General features: G+C 59.1%; 17 protein-coding genes and 1 pseudogene. 8 read left to right on the top strand and 10 right to left on the bottom strand.

Annotated elements, in window-relative coordinates; genetic code table 11:
* Positions 1–103 precede the first annotated feature (103 nt).
* From LOY45_RS26975 to LOY45_RS09725, 5 genes are read right to left on the bottom strand one after another with little or no spacing between them, the layout of a single operon-like run.
* On the bottom strand, positions 104–712 hold the full coding sequence (locus LOY45_RS26975; RefSeq protein ID WP_420832712.1) for a hypothetical protein: 609 nt from the start codon (positions 710–712) through the stop codon (positions 104–106).
* 49 nt (positions 713–761) lie between these two features.
* Positions 762–1,439 (bottom strand): hypothetical protein, encoded by a 678-nt coding sequence (locus tag LOY45_RS09740; RefSeq protein ID WP_258579038.1) that lies wholly within the window; start codon positions 1,437–1,439, stop codon positions 762–764.
* Positions 1,436–1,735: a hypothetical protein gene (locus LOY45_RS09735; protein WP_258579037.1), complete on the bottom strand. Its 300-nt coding sequence runs from the start codon at positions 1,733–1,735 to the stop codon at positions 1,436–1,438. Before LOY45_RS09735 ends, LOY45_RS09740 begins: the two co-directional genes overlap by 4 nt.
* 35 nt (positions 1,736–1,770) lie before the next feature.
* Entirely contained in the window at positions 1,771–5,640 is a 3,870-nt protein-coding gene (locus LOY45_RS09730; protein ID WP_258579036.1) for a TipJ family phage tail tip protein, read from the bottom strand.
* A gap of 56 nt (positions 5,641–5,696) precedes the next feature.
* Entirely contained in the window at positions 5,697–6,293 is a 597-nt protein-coding gene (locus tag LOY45_RS09725; RefSeq protein ID WP_258579035.1) for a tail assembly protein, read from the bottom strand.
* 538 nt (positions 6,294–6,831) lie between these two features.
* Between LOY45_RS09725 and LOY45_RS09720 the strand changes: the two genes are divergently transcribed.
* A complete protein-coding gene (locus tag LOY45_RS09720) occupies positions 6,832–7,917 on the top strand; it encodes a type I restriction endonuclease (protein ID WP_258579034.1) in 1,086 nt (361 codons plus the stop codon).
* 63 nt (positions 7,918–7,980) lie between these two features.
* Positions 7,981–8,607, top strand: a complete 627-nt coding sequence (locus tag LOY45_RS09715; protein ID WP_258579033.1) for a hypothetical protein — start codon at positions 7,981–7,983, stop codon at positions 8,605–8,607.
* Between the two features lie 209 nt (positions 8,608–8,816).
* On the opposite strand, the gene LOY45_RS09710 is transcribed toward LOY45_RS09715, so the two are convergent.
* From LOY45_RS09710 to LOY45_RS09700, 3 genes are read right to left on the bottom strand one after another with little or no spacing between them, the layout of a single operon-like run.
* Positions 8,817–9,581, bottom strand: coding sequence for a C40 family peptidase (locus LOY45_RS09710; protein ID WP_258579032.1), 765 nt, complete (start codon positions 9,579–9,581; stop codon positions 8,817–8,819).
* Between the two features lie 2 nt (positions 9,582–9,583).
* Positions 9,584–10,336, bottom strand: a complete 753-nt coding sequence (locus LOY45_RS09705; RefSeq protein ID WP_258579031.1) for a phage minor tail protein L — start codon at positions 10,334–10,336, stop codon at positions 9,584–9,586.
* A 9-nt stretch (positions 10,337–10,345) separates the two neighbouring features.
* On the bottom strand, positions 10,346–10,684 hold the full coding sequence (locus LOY45_RS09700) for a phage tail protein (protein WP_258579030.1): 339 nt from the start codon (positions 10,682–10,684) through the stop codon (positions 10,346–10,348).
* A gap of 377 nt (positions 10,685–11,061) precedes the next feature.
* Between LOY45_RS09700 and LOY45_RS09695 the strand changes: the two are divergent.
* Together LOY45_RS09695 and LOY45_RS26870 are read left to right on the top strand one after the other, a co-directional pair.
* Positions 11,062–12,342 (top strand): annotated as a pseudogene (locus LOY45_RS09695) (phage tail tape measure protein); the annotation flags it as partial.
* A gap of 21 nt (positions 12,343–12,363) precedes the next feature.
* Entirely contained in the window at positions 12,364–13,035 is a 672-nt protein-coding gene (locus LOY45_RS26870; protein ID WP_338106167.1) for a DNA methyltransferase, read from the top strand.
* Positions 13,036–13,047: 12 nt separating this feature from the next.
* Here the strand turns inward: LOY45_RS26870 and LOY45_RS09685 are convergent, their stop codons facing one another.
* On the bottom strand, positions 13,048–13,713 hold the full coding sequence (locus LOY45_RS09685; protein WP_258579029.1) for a hypothetical protein: 666 nt from the start codon (positions 13,711–13,713) through the stop codon (positions 13,048–13,050).
* A gap of 12 nt (positions 13,714–13,725) precedes the next feature.
* Here LOY45_RS09685 and LOY45_RS09680 point away from each other — a divergent pair, with 12 nt between their 5' ends.
* Positions 13,726–14,208, top strand: a complete 483-nt coding sequence (locus LOY45_RS09680) for a hypothetical protein (RefSeq protein ID WP_258579028.1) — start codon at positions 13,726–13,728, stop codon at positions 14,206–14,208.
* Positions 14,209–14,240: 32 nt separating this feature from the next.
* Here LOY45_RS09680 and LOY45_RS09675 read toward each other — a convergent pair whose 3' ends face one another.
* The gene (locus LOY45_RS09675) at positions 14,241–14,540 is read right to left on the bottom strand and encodes a hypothetical protein (protein WP_258579027.1); all 300 of its coding nucleotides are present in this window, start codon (positions 14,538–14,540) and stop codon (positions 14,241–14,243) included.
* A gap of 136 nt (positions 14,541–14,676) precedes the next feature.
* Here LOY45_RS09675 and LOY45_RS09670 point away from each other — a divergent pair, with 136 nt between their 5' ends.
* The 3 genes from LOY45_RS09670 to LOY45_RS09660 are packed head-to-tail and all read left to right on the top strand — an operon-like array spanning position 14,677 to position 15,532.
* The gene (locus LOY45_RS09670; protein WP_258579026.1) at positions 14,677–15,099 is read left to right on the top strand and encodes a hypothetical protein; all 423 of its coding nucleotides are present in this window, start codon (positions 14,677–14,679) and stop codon (positions 15,097–15,099) included.
* Positions 15,099–15,347, top strand: a complete 249-nt coding sequence (locus LOY45_RS09665; RefSeq protein WP_258579025.1) for a hypothetical protein — start codon at positions 15,099–15,101, stop codon at positions 15,345–15,347. Before LOY45_RS09670 ends, LOY45_RS09665 begins: the two co-directional genes overlap by 1 nt.
* Positions 15,344–15,532: a hypothetical protein gene (locus tag LOY45_RS09660; RefSeq protein WP_258579024.1), complete on the top strand. Its 189-nt coding sequence runs from the start codon at positions 15,344–15,346 to the stop codon at positions 15,530–15,532. Before LOY45_RS09665 ends, LOY45_RS09660 begins: the two co-directional genes overlap by 4 nt.
* The last annotated feature ends 74 nt before the right edge of the window (positions 15,533–15,606 follow it).

The following is a 15,606-nucleotide window of genomic DNA, read 5'->3' as shown; positions in this document are numbered from 1 at the left end:
GTGACCGAGCTCACGGTCGAGGTGTAGGTCGTCACCCATGCTGCCCGCCCTGACACATCACCGTCGCGCATTTGGATAAAGCACTTCGGCGCGGCGATGAACGTCACCGGCAGGCTGCTCCCCACATCCAGGTATCGAGGAGCGGATCCGCCGCCCGCCAGGCAGTGGTGCCGATGGTGACCCGGTGGGCGCTGATCATCAGGCCGCTGGCAAACTTCCAGTACTCGCCCACGGCGTTGGTGACGTACTGCATGAGCGCCCCTGTAGGGGTGCCGCCAGACTGACTCAGCTCGCCGATGATGTCGGCGGCCGCTGCAGACTTCAGGCCCAGCCCAGTTCGGGCCGTGGCCTGAGTCGTCCCGCCGGTGCCGCCCTTGGCAACCGGAACGACATCTTCTGTCGACACGCTGCCCAGGCCTGCCAGGGTGGCGCCCCACTGCTCAACGATCTGGCGGAGCTTATCGGCAGAATCCTTGACGTAGCCCTGCATGGGCGCCAGCCCATAGGATCCGCCGGTGACTGTCGCGCCCTGATAGGCCGGATAGATCGACAGCACCGCGGCGCTGGCGATGTTGGTCACCTCATACCAGCGCCCGTCAGGCCCTTGGAATGCGTCACCCACCCGGCTGTTGGCGGAAAACGCCGTGCCGGTGCCGGTGACGGTTTGTTGGCCAGCAGTAATGGCCACGCTGCCTGCTCTGTACCAGGGCATGGTATCTCCTAAAATTTGGTTACATCGAAGTAGGGGTCGAGCCTGAGGCTCAAACGTTGAGCTTTGCGAACACCGCGGCAACCCGGCCGATATCCGTCCAGGCGGCGACGTTGACCAGGTACATCTCCAGATAGCCGCCTGAGTACTGCATCCTGATACCGCACGACGATGCCCGCACCGCATGCGCCAGCATCGAGCGAGAGAACGGGTTGAGCATCAGGTACTCATCCTCGGCCAGGCTGGCCGCTACCGGCGTGCGGTAGTAGTAAGCATTGGCGGTTTCCAGCTGGACTTGCCCAACATAAACCCACGAGTTGGAGGCCTTGGTGAAGATCACCGCAGGGGCGCCCGAGTCGTAGACCAAGTTTGCGCTAGCGTCGAACAACCGCAGCCCAAACTGACTGTTTCCAGTGGAAGCAAAGACTGCGGCGAACCACTTGCCGGATGGGCTGTAGGTGACGTTGGCGGCCTCGATCGAGAAACCGGTCCAGTTGCCTGGGCTGCCACTGATATTCAGGTACCGGTAAAGCTCGGTGGCACTGGTGGTGCTGGGCCGGATGAAGATACAGGGCGGCTCCTGGGTGGTGATCGGCGCTGGAAACACAACGCTCGCCACAAACCCGGAAGACGCTGCATAGGTGCCTTTGTGCACCATGCATAGCCTGGGCTTCTCCGAGTCGATCTGGACGAAGGAGTCATCGTTCTTGGCGTAAAATCCAAAGGTCAATTGCGAAACCTCATGACAAGTAGGCGGACCCGAATCACGGTCACAAACCGAAAATCGGTTTCGTTTGGGTGCCGCGACAAAACCGTCACCACGCCCGGGGCGAGCGAGATGTATGGCATGGCCGTCGCGTGGGTATCACGATTGCTCCCATCTACCGCATCGATGGGCAACAGAACTGCCGAGCATTTATCGGGATCGAAGCCTGGGATGCTGATGGTCCTGGACGTGGTGGTGGTGAAGTCGAGCAGTTCGTTGTGAAGGATTTGATAGGTGAAGCTGGTGGTATCCAGTTCCATCACCCCGGCACCCGAGAACGTTCGTAGACCGTGACTCATGCGGTTAAATCTCCAAGCTGCACGCGTAGCACACCCGCTGCATCGAACACCTTCACGGCCCGATTGGTGATCGTCAGACGACCTCCCCCGGCGACCGTGCCGTTGAACTCCAAAGTGCCTGACTTATCCAGGCGCCATCCCGACACCCCAGGCACATAGTCCGTCGAGCTGATAAAGCTGCCGATCTTGGCGTTGGTGATCGTCCCGTCCTGAATGAAACCCTGGTTGATGAACACCTGGCCGCCCTGCACCGCGAATGGTGAAGACAGGTTTCCATTGATCCCATTCACCACGGCGAAGCGGTCGGCGCTGACCAGGAACTGGCTTTGCAACCCGGCAGGACCGTTCTCGATGCCCAGGCCGATGCCGGCGGCAACGTATTGACCCTGAGCGTTCACCTCCATCTTCACCGCCCACATCGCCGAAGCCTTGCCGTCGGCGGCGGCCTGGGCCTGGCTCACGGTCTGCACTGCGGCGTTGGTCTTACCGACCGACACCTCAAGCTGCTCTGTGCGGCGAGCCTGAGCGAAGTCAGCGTTGGCCAGCACGCGGGTCTCCTGCGCGAACTTCGCCGTAGAACCCCACGCTTCCAAGGCGCCAGACAGCTCGCCCTCCCCATTGTCGTCTCGCCCAGCGCTGTACGACGCCTCGACCGAGGTTCGCAGGGAAGCCACGGTCTCGTCAGTCGTCACCTGCGCCTCGGCGACCTCCTGGATATGCGCGGTATTGCCATCGACTGCGGCTTTGAGCTGGCCGATTCGGCTGACCGTGGCCTGCTCGTTGGTCGCCACCACCGACTCCAGCAGGCTGAGGCCGGCCTTGTTGCTCCCCACCTGGGCATCCAGGGTAGTGAAGCGCTCCACGGTCGCCAGGTTCTCAGCGGCCTGAGCGCGCACCTGCTGGGCAAACGACGCCTTGCTGTTGTAGCTGTCGATCGCATCAGCCAGGTCACCCTCGCCACTGTCGTCGCGATTGGCCGCCTGTACGGCGTTGAGCTGGCTTGCCGTGGCGGTGATCTTGCCGTCGACCTCGGTAATGTCGGCGGTGTTCTTCTGCACCTGGGAGGCAAGCGCGTTGGCTGTCGAAGCAATGCTGCCGACATCCAGCCAGTACACGGGGTTTGGCGGTGCGTTGCTGCCATCCTCGGCGGCCGGCACGTCCTGAATAGCCACGTACAGTCGCTGGCCCTGGCGGACGTTGTCGTCCTTCAGGTAGCTGCTGGTAGGCACGTAGACCAGAGCGTCAGTAACTTCACTGATCAGGTCTTCCAGTTCCTGCTTGGCAGTCTCGAGACGATCATTCACCGAACCAGGGCCGTCGCCGGAGATCTTCTCGATTTCCTTGATCAGCTCCTGACCCAGCTCAGTCTCGGTGATCTGGCCGGCAATCAGCTCTAGGATCGGGCCAGCATCCGCACTGGACCGCCCCATCACGCCATTCTCCACCGGATACCACGGCCCGATGTTGCCTGTACGGTCGACCAGGCGTGCCCAGAAGAAGAACGCCACGCCAGCAGCCAGGCCCTGCAGCTTGTAATCACTCTGCGGGTAGGCCAGGTCGGTCAACTTGGTGGCGTCCTCCAGGCTATTGGCAGGGCCGTACCAGATTTCAGTTCGCTGGGTGTCCTCGGCACCAGGAGGGAAGTCCCACTTCAAGCCGATGGCGAACAGCTCACTGGTGGCAGTGAGGCTGGTGACCGCCGGCGGCAGGCCGGCCTTACCGGTCAGTTGCGTGAGACTGGAACTCTTCCAGATCGACGAGATATCGAAAGCACTCACCGCCCGCACCCGGGCCAGGTAGGCACCGGCGTAGATCCCGGTCACGTCGACCGAGGTCGTGCCGGTGCGCTGCAGCTTGATCCAGTTGCCGTTGTCCTTGCGCCACTCCACGTCATAGGCCACAGCGCCATTCACGGCTGGCCAGGCGATGGTCATAGTGCTGACCGCGAGGCCTTGCTCCACGGCGTAGTTCGAGGTCAGGTTTACGCTCGCCGGCGGCGGAACGACTGTGATCGGGATCACGCTGATCGGCCGCTCCTCCAGGCGGGCGCCGGTGTCGATGTGCGCGAATTTACTTGGGTCGTACTGCACCGCGCTGATCTCGAACACGCCAGACTCTGGGCGGGTCACGCTGGTCACACGGTACAGCGGCACCGCCAGGTCGTTGGCGTCAAGCGCCCACACCAGCTCGGGCTCAGGCGCCACCGAGTAGGCGGTGGTGACCGTTACGGCCCGGCCACTCACCGATTGAACGGTTCGCGCCTGGCAGGTGCCATCCGGCAGGTTGAGGATCAAGCGGTCACCTGCCTTGGCCTGGGTGTCACGGTCCAAGCCAATCGTGCGGCCGGACACCGCCGAGATGCGCCCACCAATTGGCCGGCCCGCCAGCAGCTCATCCGCGACCGGGATCACATAGCCCGGCAACGGGATTCGCCCATCGAGCCCGACCTTGAAGGTGATGCCACGATCCCGCGAGTTCGTCAGCAGCGCCCACTTACCGCGGCGCTGGGCCTCCGACTCGCGAGTGCAGCCGATCGCGCTGATCTCCAGCACATTGTCGCCGTAGCGGCGCTGCAGCTTCTGGTCGGTCACCGAGGTGACATCGGTGTCGTAGCTGTTCGCCGGGTTGTCGTAGCTGATCAAGGCGCGGCTGTAGCGCGTGCGCTCCGAGGCGCTCGAGTAGGTGAACTTGCCGTCGATGACGTTCGCCCGGGTGTAGGCGAAGTCGAAGTCGGTGTCGCGCGGCATGTCAGCCAAGCTGTACACCTGCCCCTGCGCCCAGTAAGTCATACCCCGGTAGATCGCCGAAATATCGCGCAGCAGGCCCCAGGCGTCGGCTTTGCTCTGCAGGTTCAGGTTGCAGATGAAGCGCGGCTCCTGGCCGCCCTTCCCGTTCGGTACCGACTGATCGCAATACTGGGCGATCCGGTAAAGCTCCCATTTGTCGACCTGCCAGGGCTTGATGCGTCGGCCCAGGCCAAATCGGTCGTTCACGGTGATGCCGTAGGTGTGCCAGGCCGGGTTATCGGTCCAGGCCTCTTTGAAGGTGCCATCCCAGACCCCGGTGTAAACCCTGGTGCGCGGGTCGTAGTTGCTGGGCACCTGAAATTTGCGGGCGTCACAGTCCACAGTGACCGCCGGAATGTTGCGGAACTGCTCGGCCGAGAACTCGATGTACAGCAGCGCGGTGTTCGGGTAGCGGACCTTGGCGTCGATCACTTCAGTGCGCCCGACGATCTGCATGGTGTCGGCAATCTTGTTGTTGTTTTGGTTGGGCGTCAGGCGGCGGACGCGCAGCAGCCAGCCACTGGTGGCCTTCGGCAGGTCGATACGCCGGGTACGCTCGTAAGTGCTGGTGGTCTTGCCGTCGACTGCCTCCAGCAGCACCTGCTGATAGGCGCCGCCGTCGGTGGCCAGGTCCACGGCATACTCGATCCGGTAGCCGTTGACGTTGCCGCCTTCGTCAATCGACTGGAGCATTGGCCAGGCAAAGCGCAGGCGGATCGCAGACAGCTCCAACCTGTCGATAGCGCGGATGTAGGCGTTGTCGCTACGCAGCTCAACGCTTTCGCTGATCTCGTTCTCAATGGACGGGATGCCTGGGATATGGCCCTGCTCCACCGAGCCGGTGCGCCATTCCCACTTCACGTTCGGGAAGTTCAGATTGCCGGTCGGATCGGCTAGAGGTGTGCTGTCCAGATAGATGTCGCGGGCGGTTGGCGTGCCTTCGAACTCACCCTCGCCCACGGCGATCAGCATTTTTGCCACGGCAACCGAGCGCAGGCTGTCCGGCGCCTCTGTAGGCTGTTTCGGCTTATCCGAGCCGCCCTTGGCGCCGACGATATCCAGTTTCTGTGCTGCGCCCATGCTTTCCTCCAGGCGTAAAAAAACCGCCAGGCGGCGGTCGGTGTTCTGTGTGCGGGTTACATCTGGTCTTCGGCATAGATCGCGGCGCTGATGATCGCGCCGCCCCACCGCCGGCGCCCAAGGCAGAGCGGTACGGGGTTGCCGCTTGCCGTGGTGTTCTTGGCTGAGCCAAACGCATAACCCGGGGTGTTCTCAGGAGCGGCGCTGGTCTTCAGTCCTTTGGCTTGGGGGCTGAGCATCTGGATGACGCCGCCGATCATCAAAGCCGCACCTGCCTGGTAGAGGAACGGCGAAGCAGCGGCAAATGGCGTGAAAGAAACGACATACGCTGCGGCGACCAAGACAGCCCCGATGATGGTCTGCAGACTGCCTCCGCGCTTACTACCAACCACCACAGGTGCAATTCGAATTTCGCCAGTTCCGCTGAAGCCCAACTCCTTTTCCTGAAGATTCTTCGACCCTCTGAAAATGGCGAATTCAAGCCCTCGCGACTTCGCATTGGAAATGAATTTCTCGAACCCTGGGATCTGCACGCAGAGAGCCTTGACCGCCTCGGCCGGGGTCTTCACGGAAAGCCGAAACTCTCGACCGAACTTCCTGAGCACACCGTACAACCTGACAATGGTCATCGGCTCGTAGCAAATAGCAGACATTCATCTTCTCCAGACATAAAAAAACCGCCCTGAGGCGGCTTCGAACTTCGACTTCTCTACAAGCAGGTCCGTGCTACATCAACCCACTTACTCCAGGTGCTGTTGCGAACGTAGACTCGCACTGTGGCGCCACCTGCTGCTTCATCAGCAATAGCCATGGCTGGAGTTCCAACCATGTCAATGTTGAGCTTGATGCTGTACCCACTCTCGGTCTCGGTTGCCACTACATTCGAATTGAGGTCCTGCCATTTCGGAGTGAGACACCGTGAATAGTCCCGCGGGGACTTTGCAGTTTTGGTTTCGAGGCTAGGTCCGCTCTCCTTCAAGTCGTTGGGCGACACACACCCCGCCAGCACCGCCACCGCCACCGCCCCAATCAGAATTCGCATGTGATCCCTCCCTTGAAATGGGTGACTGTAGCGCGGACCTGGCCGGGCATCCAGCGTGGATAAATTCTCAGTACTCTCTCTCTGCGGCGCCGTAGTAGCGTTACGCCTGTACGGTCCCAAAAGCGGGCGGTGTTGCATTGGAGCTGAAAATGGAATTTGTAGAGCGGTTAAATGTGATGTCGGCCAAAGTAAAACAATTGGCATCGACGATCCAAACAGAAGAAGCCACAAAAACAGCTTTCGTGATGCCGTTTATCCATACTGTTCTAGGCTACGACGTCTTCGATCCTTCGGAGGTTGTGCCAGAATACGTATGCGATATAGGCACCAAAAAAGGTGAAAAGATCGACTACGCGATTTTGAAAGGCGGAGAGATCCAGATCCTTATAGAGACAAAAAAAGTAGGCGAGCCACTTAACATCAACCATGCAAGCCAACTATTCCGATATTTCCATGTAACCACCGCAAGAATATCCATCCTTACAAACGGCCGACTGTACAAGTTCTTTACCGACTTAGACGCCCCCAATAAAATGGATGAAAAGCCATTCTTAGAAATTGACCTACTGGACATTGATGAGCACGTAATACCAGAATTACAGAAGCTCACAAAGTCAGCCTTTGACGTTGACTCCATTATCAATGCAGCAGGCGAGCTCAAGTATGTCGGCCAGATAAAGCGAGAGATGTCCACTCAATTCAGTAACCCTGACGATGACTTCGTACGCTTTTTCGCTTCTCGAATATACGATGGCGTGATAACCCAAAAGGTAAGAGAACAATTCGCGCTACTCACGCGAAAAGCCGCCTCACAGTTCATAAATGACCAAATCAATGATCGGCTAAAATCAGCAATCAGCGGAGTTCCCTATCCGACCCCTGCCGAAAACGTAATAAACGAGACTCAGGCAGACTCCATCGAAGCTGCGGAAGATCGAGTCCTCACCACAATGGAGGAGCTTGAAGGCTTCCATATTGTAAAAGCAATAGTTCGGACTGTAGTTGACGCAAAACGCATTGCTCACCGTGATACGCAAAGTTATTTCGGAATTTTACTCGACGACAACAATCGAAAGCCAATCGCAAGACTTCATTTCAACCGAGCACAAAAATATCTAGGAATTTTTGATAAGGACAAAAATGAAACCCGGCATCCGATCAACTCTCTCGATGAGATTTACGAATTCTCCAACTCCCTGAAAGAAACAATTAATTATTACCAAGAGCAAGCCTGAAACTAAGCCAGTCCGTTGCCTGCAAGCCTATGGACTGAGAAATTGGTGACCTAGGAGATTTAGATGAATAAGGAACCAGAAAAGTGGGGGTATAGGGCGGGCCCTAGCGATGCAATGAAGCGTGAGATAGGCCAAATAGCGGTCAATCATGCGCTGTGCGAGACACCCCTTTTTAAGCTGTTTCAGCACTATACCGAAATATCGAGCCCAAAAAGCTTTATCCTTGCAAAGTCTCTAGGCTTGCGCGCGAATAGCTTCTTGCGAGCGGTTAAGGACTTCGCCAACTATAAAACAAAAACATCCCAGCCCGAAACCGCTGCGCCAATCTTGGAGCGTCTAAACAGCTGCCTGAAAGATTACGAAGATCTTTCGAAAATCCGTAACGAAGTTGCACACTGGCAATGGTATCAATCCCCAGAAGGTGCTGAGCACGCAAACGCGGCCTGCGATATCCGCCTAAACTCTGAGGGAAAACAATTGATAAAAGAGTTTACGCTTGAAAATCTGAAGCTTCTTTCACTAAACCTTATGTTCACGAGCACAAACCTTGAGCTTCTAGCGCATATCCTCATGCAGGGTGAATCACCAGAGGCAGCCAAAGACAAGTTCAAGCAATTCGATGAAATAGCTAAAAAAGTTCAAGAGGCTCTGCTTGCACTGCCTGAGCCCTCGGCTGAAGCACTGACATAATCCTAAATAAATCCTCGATTATCGTGTCTGTCAAAGAAGGATCGTAGAGGCTGTAAAAGTAATCCTTTGCAGCTTCTACCATAACGTCAGTCACTACTACTGAGTGAAGCTCCTGGGGGGTGCCCCCAGAAAATGTCGCCAGATTTGCAATCGACTGCGCTCTAATCCAGGACGACCTGTTCATACCGTTCTCCTACAGTGCCGGCGCCTCATGTAAGTGACTTCGCGTCCCGATGACGCAGAACAAGGCGTGTCCGGGCAAGCCAAGGCCCGCCGAACACGATGATTTCTGATGGCCTGCCGTACAGGTGGTGCAGCAGGAATGGTCCCTGGCCGAACACCTGGATCTGCTCATCTGGTAATTGCGGATCTGCGCCAAGGTAGATCCCGGCATGGTTCGGATGCGCCGTGCGCCCCACCTCCATGACGATCATGTCGCCGCGTTGCGGCCGGTCGACCTGGTAGAAGCCAGCCGCCTCATAGGCCTGCTCGTACAGGCTGGGCCCGGCGGCCTGCTCCCACCAACCGTCCTCCCGTGCGTAGGCCGGGAACTCCAGCCCCCACTCCCGCTGATACCAGTCCGCGCAGGCCTGCCAGCAGTCCCAGGCGCCGTGCACGAATGGCCGGCCCAGCAGCGGCGTGCTGCCGCTTGGGGTTATAGTGCGCAGGTCGCCTTCTGGCCAAGACAGGATGTGCCATGGCAGCGCCGTGGCTTCACACATGGCCAGGTCCCGAGGTGACGGTCTAGATGTAGCATCGGGGTGAGAATGGACGATTCCTATCACCTCTCCTCGATCCTCTGCAGTTGCGTATTCCTCCGGCGCGATCCGGAACTCTTCGCCCGGGTCGCTCGCTGTGTTGGTGCATGGCACGTAAATCTGCTTTCGGCCGACGGCCAGGATCAGGCCGCAGCACTCGCGTGGGTATTCAGCCGCGGCGTGCGCTTGCACGGCGGCCAGGATGTGTTTGCGCATGGTCAGCTCCGTGCGATCAGGGATACGGCTGGGAAGCCGCCGAAGGAAAGCTCGTTGGTTTCGCCGAAGCGCAACTTGCAGGAGCTGAGGCAGCCCTTGCACTGATCCTTCGAAGGGTCGTCCGTGGGGTTGTCCTCGTCGTCGAACATCGCGGCGCCGGTGTAGTTGCAGTCAGGGCCCCGATAACCATTGGTCATGGCCCAGTGGCAGAAGGTGGTCATCTGCCGGCCCGGCAGACCGAAGCTGTCAATCTCGCCCGGGGAAGAAAGCTCCCACACGACCATCTCGCCGTCTTCGCCGGTCTTCTGGTCGATGTACCAGATCTCGAGCGCCTCCTGGGTCGGGTCCGCTCCAGGGTTGCCGTCTGGGAAGTTCTCGGCATCCAGGTACTGGGCCAGGGTCTCGCGCACGGTCAGCTGAAACTTCAGCAGGTCGTCGAACGCCAGGCACAGCGCAGTGATACGGCCGTTGACGTTGCCGGCTGACAATGTCGGCCGGGTTGCAGAGCCGTTGCTGTCCGCCCCAATACCTTCGATCTGCACTGGCCAGGCCGCATACTCATTGCCCTGCCAGAAGATCGACTTGGCCGGCAGCTGATCTGCATCAGCCCCGGCTGCAGCCAGTTCTTCCGGCGAGTGTGGAATGGCGTGGCCGTGGAATCGAAGCACATCGGCGCCGTATTCGGAGCCGTCGATCTCGAAGAGGATGACCTCGTTGCCAGGCTCCAGCTTCTGGATGTCTCTGATCAGGGGCATGGATTGACCTTAAGGATGGAATGTCTGCGTGAAGGTTGCAGTCAGGGCGTAGATCCGCCCGCCGCGGTTGCTAGGTTGATAGCCGGCGCACTTGTACAGGCCAAGCTCACCAAGCGGAGGCGTCCACAAAAAGGCTTTGGTGCCCTTGTGGCGATCGAGGAAGGCCTGCACGGCCTTCACTCGCTCCTTAGTGCCGGTGTACGTGACGGGCCAGGACTGCGAGCGGTTGTTCAGGCTTTCGCCAACCGATTGCTCGTAGCCATCGCCGAACTTCTTGGTGCGTACGGCGAACGTAACCTCGCCCTGTTCGCCGCTTTGCACAGGCCAGGTAAAAGTCTCGATAGCCATCACCGCCCCTTGATTGCGTTGCCGAGTTCGTCAAGCTGGCGGACGACCCAGTGAAAGCCTCGGTCGCGCTGAACACGCAGTACAACTACTTGACGAGCTCGGTCTACTCGCAGATTGCCGCTCTTGAGCAGCAAGGGAGGCACGCGGACGCCGTCAAGCTCGCCACCGAAGCCTTCGCAGACGCCATCAACGAGCGCACCCCGAAGATCATCGAGAACCTGAGCTGGTGGGAACGCGGTTACAACGCAGTCGCCAAGGCTGCCGATCAGTTGAAAAACATTGGTCGAGAGAGCATCGACGACGATATTCGCCAGGCCGAGCTCAACTTGGCCGGTGCCGAGCGCGGCGACGTGGGTGCCTTCCAGAATCAAAAGGAGATGGTCACCTTTTATACCGACCAGCTCCAGTTTTTGAAGGACAAGAAAGCAGCTCAGGAGGAAAACGCTGCATTCGATCGCCAGGAGGCGGAAGCCAACGAGAAGACCATCAAGGCTATGGCCAAGGTCGATGCCCTGGAGAAGTCAGCCTGGACCAACTCTAAGAAACGCAGCGAGGCGCTCAAGGAGTACGAGCGGTCGCTGGATGTCATCAGGAAGAAGGATCCAGCCGACGCGCGACTCAATCCTGAGGCTGTCGCCAGGGTCCGCAGCAACATCGCCGAGCAGTACAAGGACCCAGTCGGGCGCCCTGGTGCTGTAGACCTCTCCGGCTTCAATACACAGAAGAACGCTCTCAACTCCATCCTGGCTGAGTACAAAAACAACCAGAAGGAGCTGGATGCAGCCCAGAAGGCCGGCATCATCTCCCAGGAGTCGTACGCAGCCCAACGCGCGGCCATCATCGAGCAGCAGAAGGACGAGGTGACCAACGCCTATCAGGCGGAGATCACGGCGCTCGAAGCTGCCAAGGGCAAGGCCGGCACCTCGGCTGCCCAGCGGGTCCAGTTGGACCAGAAGATCGCCGATGCCCGGGCCAACATGGTCAAGGCGCAGAAGGACGCTGATTCGGAACTGGCCGTGCTGGCCACGAACGAGGAGGGGCGGCTGAAACGACAGAAGGCAGCCACTCAGGCCTACGTCGATCAGCTGGAGCGCCAACGTGCCGCACTTTCGGCTTCCGGTACCAGGGCTGCAAGCTCTCTTGGACTTGGTGATCGCCAAGCCGGACTGCAGCGTGACCTGGATGGGGCCACTGATCGTTTCAACGATGAGCGCGCCAAGTTACTGGATCGCCGCCGCACAGCTCCGGACAAGTACAGCCAGAATGACTACGAGCGTGACCTGGATGTCTTGGGTAAGGCCGAGGACAAGTACCGCGACACCGTGGTCGACAACTACGACAAGATCTCAGAGGCCCAGGGGAATTGGCGCAGTGGCGCCTCGTCGGCCTTCCAGAACTACCTGGAGTCGGCCCGGGATGTCGCCGGGCAGACCAAGAGCTTGTTCACCAATACCTTCAGCTCGATGGACGACGCCGTCGCGAATTTCGCCATATCCGGCAAGTTTTCGTTCGCCGACTTCACCAAATCGATCCTGGCGGACATGGCGCGGATTGCCACCCGGCAGGCTGCCTCAGGGTTGCTGTCGAGCATTGCCGGCAGTGCGCTGGGCGCCTGGTTCAGTGGCGGCAGCGCACCTTCCTCTGCAGGCTCAACCCAGGCCGGCTACAGCCCGGAGATCATGGACAACTTCGTCTCTGGTCAACGTGCCGCCGGCGGCCCGGTAGCGGCGAACTCGCTCTATCAGGTCAACGAACTGGGCCCGGAGCTGCTGAATCAGGGAGGCAAAACCTACCTGATGATGGGGGCCGAGGGCGGCACGATCACGCCGCTGGGGGCCGGGCCGGTATCTGCAGCGGCAGCTGGAGCGGGCGGCGGCACCGTGATCCATGTGTCAGTGAAGATTGATGGCGAGGGAAACGCCAACTCTACAAGCGATACAGCTGGGCTCGAGCAGTTCGCTACACAGATCGGCACGCTCATCGAGCAAAAGTACCAACAACTGAGGGATAAGGATCTCCGCCAGGGCGGGCGCCTCAGCAAGCGAAGCGTTTGGACTGTGGCCACGCATAGCTTCAAGGGTGCCCACTTCGCCACCTTCCCGCCCGACCTGATCCGCCCTTGCGTACTGGCTGGCTCATCGCGCGGCGGGATGGTGCTCGACCCCTTTGGCGGCGCCGGTACCACCGCTCTCGTCGCTATGCAGGAAGGCCGGCAATCGGTCATCTGCGAGCTGAACCCCGAATACGCATCCATCGCCCGCCAGCGTCTGGACACGGCCTGGATCGAAGGCGCCGCCCAACTGGACTTCCTGCTGGATCAGTCACCAGCGAAAGATGCACTAGCAGGCTAAAAAGCAGGCCGCTCAGCTCTCCTCTGGCTCGCTGAAACCTGATTCTTGTTTGAACTTTTCCCAGCGAAATGCCACCAGGCTGCACTGTGTGTACATCTCACCGAATAGGTACCCAGCCTCTGCGTCAACGAAAGCTTGGCGCGCTTTGAAATCAGCGACTAGTCCCAGAATTTTCGCCATCGATCCAGTAATTGCCTGGTAAGCCACCACCACCTCGTAACTACCCAACTCATGTGCTGGGATCTGCCTCAAAGAACTGAGGGATGCCTGCAGCATCTCGCCCAGTACGGAATCCCAGCTCATAGTGAAGACTTGCGGCGGGGGATTTTGGCTGATCATCACTTTCAAGGAGTTGCAGTGCTCCGCAGCGCTCTGAACCACAGCATAGCAAGCAGCAAAACGTTGTTTCGCTTCATCTCTTTTTTCCTGTTGGGCCCTCTTAACCTGACCATTACTAATCGCGAACGCACCCCAAATGGCAGCAATCGAACCGAAAGCTTGAACCCAACTCGCAATTTCTGAGCTGTTCAGCGAGTAAATCCGAATGGCCAGGCCAGCAACAAATATTCCGGCAAGAACCAGAACCACATTTTGAACTGAGAGCCATGGCTTAAACAGGCTCTTCCCATAGTCGTTGAGCATATCCCCTCCCATTTTTTGGCCGCGAATGATACGCATCGAGGTATCCCCATGCCCACAGAAAACCGATCCAGCAACACCGAACAGATGGTCAGCGTGCCGCGCGATGAAATTGAGCGCCTGGTGAAGCTGCTGCAGTACCAAGCCCATCCCTGCCCCTCGCCTCATGCTGAGTTCTGGCAGGGCCTGCTTGATGCGCCAGCCGCCCAGCACCTGGGCGAGCCGGTGGCCATAGTCGACGAGAGTGACGACGGCCTGTTCATCGACTTCATCTACGGGAAAGACGGAAGCCCGCTGCGGTGCGGTGACAAGCTCTACCGCCACCCACCAATCTCCGACGGCTTCAGCGCCGGTGACATGGCCGACCAGGGTGCCAAGGCGTTCAGGGATGGGCAACGAGCGCTGGTGCTGCCCGGCCGAAAGCCCGGAGACACCGAAGAAAGCGACGTACTTATCGACTGCCACAACGAAGGTTGGAATGCCTGCCTCGAAGAAGTCCGCCGGCTGAACACAGAGGCCATTACCCCAGAATGACCAAGGAGCACATTTGTACTCCACTCAATTAATCAGGCCTTTCGAGCGCGCATCGGCGCCTGTGCCACACCCTGCTCGGCAATGTGCCGGGCCTTGCCCACTCCCCAGGCCAGCGCGCGGGTCATAGATTCACTGGAGCGGCAGTCCATGCCTTCTTCATATAGCGGCATACCCGTCGCCGCGTACACCCCGATGAACAACTGGGTAATACCTTTCCGGGACAGCCTGACCTGAACATCGATAGTCGCTCCACCGCTGAGTTCCTCTTCATGAGTTCGGCTATGAAGCGTTGGGTCTGCCCATTCCCAATAGGCGCTACCTCTGGTGCGCATGTCGTTCCTCCTTAGCTAATCAATAAGTAAGGCATACAGGGGGGCCAACGACTACACCGCTACTCCGGTTCTTTGAACCAATTCGAAATTACAACACGCAATTCTTGATAGCCGCGGCAGCGGCAAGGACGAAGTCATGCCTGAAGAAATGCAGCAAGCGCGGCCAGACCACTACCGCTACATCGACGAGATCAGTCCTGAAGGAGTGATCATCGTCTGTCAGCGCTTCGTCGTCCTGCGCGAGTCTGAGCAGTGCTACTGGATCACCCGGGATCGCAACGCTGGATGGGCCGAGAAGTGGGTGGCTGAAGGCCGGAAGAGCCCGCACATCAAGCGCGTCCTGAAAGAATCGTCCGGCCGCCGGTTCGCCTACCCGGACAAGGCGAAGGCCCTGAACTCCTACAAGGTCCGAAAGCGCCGGCAACTTGGCCATGCCGAGCTGGCACTGGAGCGTGCAAAGACCGCCTTGGAAGACCTCAAGGGCGTGGACACTATCGACGACGAGCGACTGTGCTCGGGTGGCGACTTCATCAAAGAGCTGAACTGGGAGGACTACTGATGACCCGCCTCGCCCTCTGCCTCCTGCTGCTGGCCACCGGCGCCAGCGCAACCGAGAACGTCATCGACGTGCAGCACGACAGCCAGCGCGGCGTCACCTGCTACCTGCTGAACGGGGTCGGCATCAGTTGCATCCCCGACAGCCAGTTGCAGGCCGACAACGAGCGCCAGCTCTCCCCGCACGAACAAGACACCCCTACCCCTGCAAAGGCGCCAGTGCGCTGGAATGAAGAGAGGTATTCGCTGTGAGCAAGACAGTCATCCTGACCGGGAAGGCCGTCGTGAACTTCCGGAAGGTCATAGAGAACGTAGCTGACGATGAGGCTCAGGACCTGGTGGAGATGAGCGACCTCCGCGAGAGCCAGATCGTTGAGGATGACCTGCTCGACATAGAGTGGATCCACGACGATGTTGAGATTGAGGTACAGCCATGATGATCCTACCCATCGCCGCCCCGCTCTACATGGCCTGGATGATCGGGAAGGGGCCACGATGAGCATTAACCAGG

It is taken from the genome of Pseudomonas wadenswilerensis (assembly GCF_024749185.1).
In the GTDB taxonomy this organism is placed as follows: Bacteria; Pseudomonadota; Gammaproteobacteria; order Pseudomonadales; family Pseudomonadaceae; genus Aquipseudomonas; species Aquipseudomonas wadenswilerensis.
The sequence above is the reverse complement of the archived record's forward strand: the minus strand, read 5'-3'. Positions and strand labels throughout refer to the sequence as shown.

Bases quoted from the DNA above. Each gene is read 5' to 3' on its own strand.
- LOY45_RS09680 (WP_258579028.1), top strand. From the start codon at position 13,726: ATGCCCACAGAAAACCGATCCAGCAACACCGAACAGATGGTCAGCGTG.
- LOY45_RS09710 (WP_258579032.1), bottom strand. From the start codon at position 9,581: ATGCGCAAACACATCCTGGCCGCCGTGCAAGCGCACGCCGCGGCTGAA.
- LOY45_RS09700 (WP_258579030.1), bottom strand. From the start codon at position 10,684: ATGGCTATCGAGACTTTTACCTGGCCTGTGCAAAGCGGCGAACAGGGC.
- LOY45_RS09705 (WP_258579031.1), bottom strand. From the start codon at position 10,336: ATGCCCCTGATCAGAGACATCCAGAAGCTGGAGCCTGGCAACGAGGTC.
- LOY45_RS09670 (WP_258579026.1), top strand. From the start codon at position 14,677: ATGCCTGAAGAAATGCAGCAAGCGCGGCCAGACCACTACCGCTACATC.
- LOY45_RS09685 (WP_258579029.1), bottom strand. From the start codon at position 13,713: ATGCGTATCATTCGCGGCCAAAAAATGGGAGGGGATATGCTCAACGAC.
- LOY45_RS09675 (WP_258579027.1), bottom strand. From the start codon at position 14,540: ATGCGCACCAGAGGTAGCGCCTATTGGGAATGGGCAGACCCAACGCTT.
- LOY45_RS09715 (WP_258579033.1), top strand. From the start codon at position 7,981: ATGAATAAGGAACCAGAAAAGTGGGGGTATAGGGCGGGCCCTAGCGAT.
- LOY45_RS09730 (WP_258579036.1), bottom strand. From the start codon at position 5,640: ATGGGCGCAGCACAGAAACTGGATATCGTCGGCGCCAAGGGCGGCTCG.
- LOY45_RS09720 (WP_258579034.1), top strand. From the start codon at position 6,832: ATGGAATTTGTAGAGCGGTTAAATGTGATGTCGGCCAAAGTAAAACAA.
- LOY45_RS26975 (WP_420832712.1), bottom strand. From the start codon at position 712: ATGCCCTGGTACAGAGCAGGCAGCGTGGCCATTACTGCTGGCCAACAA.
- LOY45_RS09665 (WP_258579025.1), top strand. From the start codon at position 15,099: ATGACCCGCCTCGCCCTCTGCCTCCTGCTGCTGGCCACCGGCGCCAGC.
- LOY45_RS09725 (WP_258579035.1), bottom strand. From the start codon at position 6,293: ATGTCTGCTATTTGCTACGAGCCGATGACCATTGTCAGGTTGTACGGT.
- LOY45_RS26870 (WP_338106167.1), top strand. From the start codon at position 12,364: ATGGACAACTTCGTCTCTGGTCAACGTGCCGCCGGCGGCCCGGTAGCG.
- LOY45_RS09735 (WP_258579037.1), bottom strand. From the start codon at position 1,735: ATGGAACTGGATACCACCAGCTTCACCTATCAAATCCTTCACAACGAA.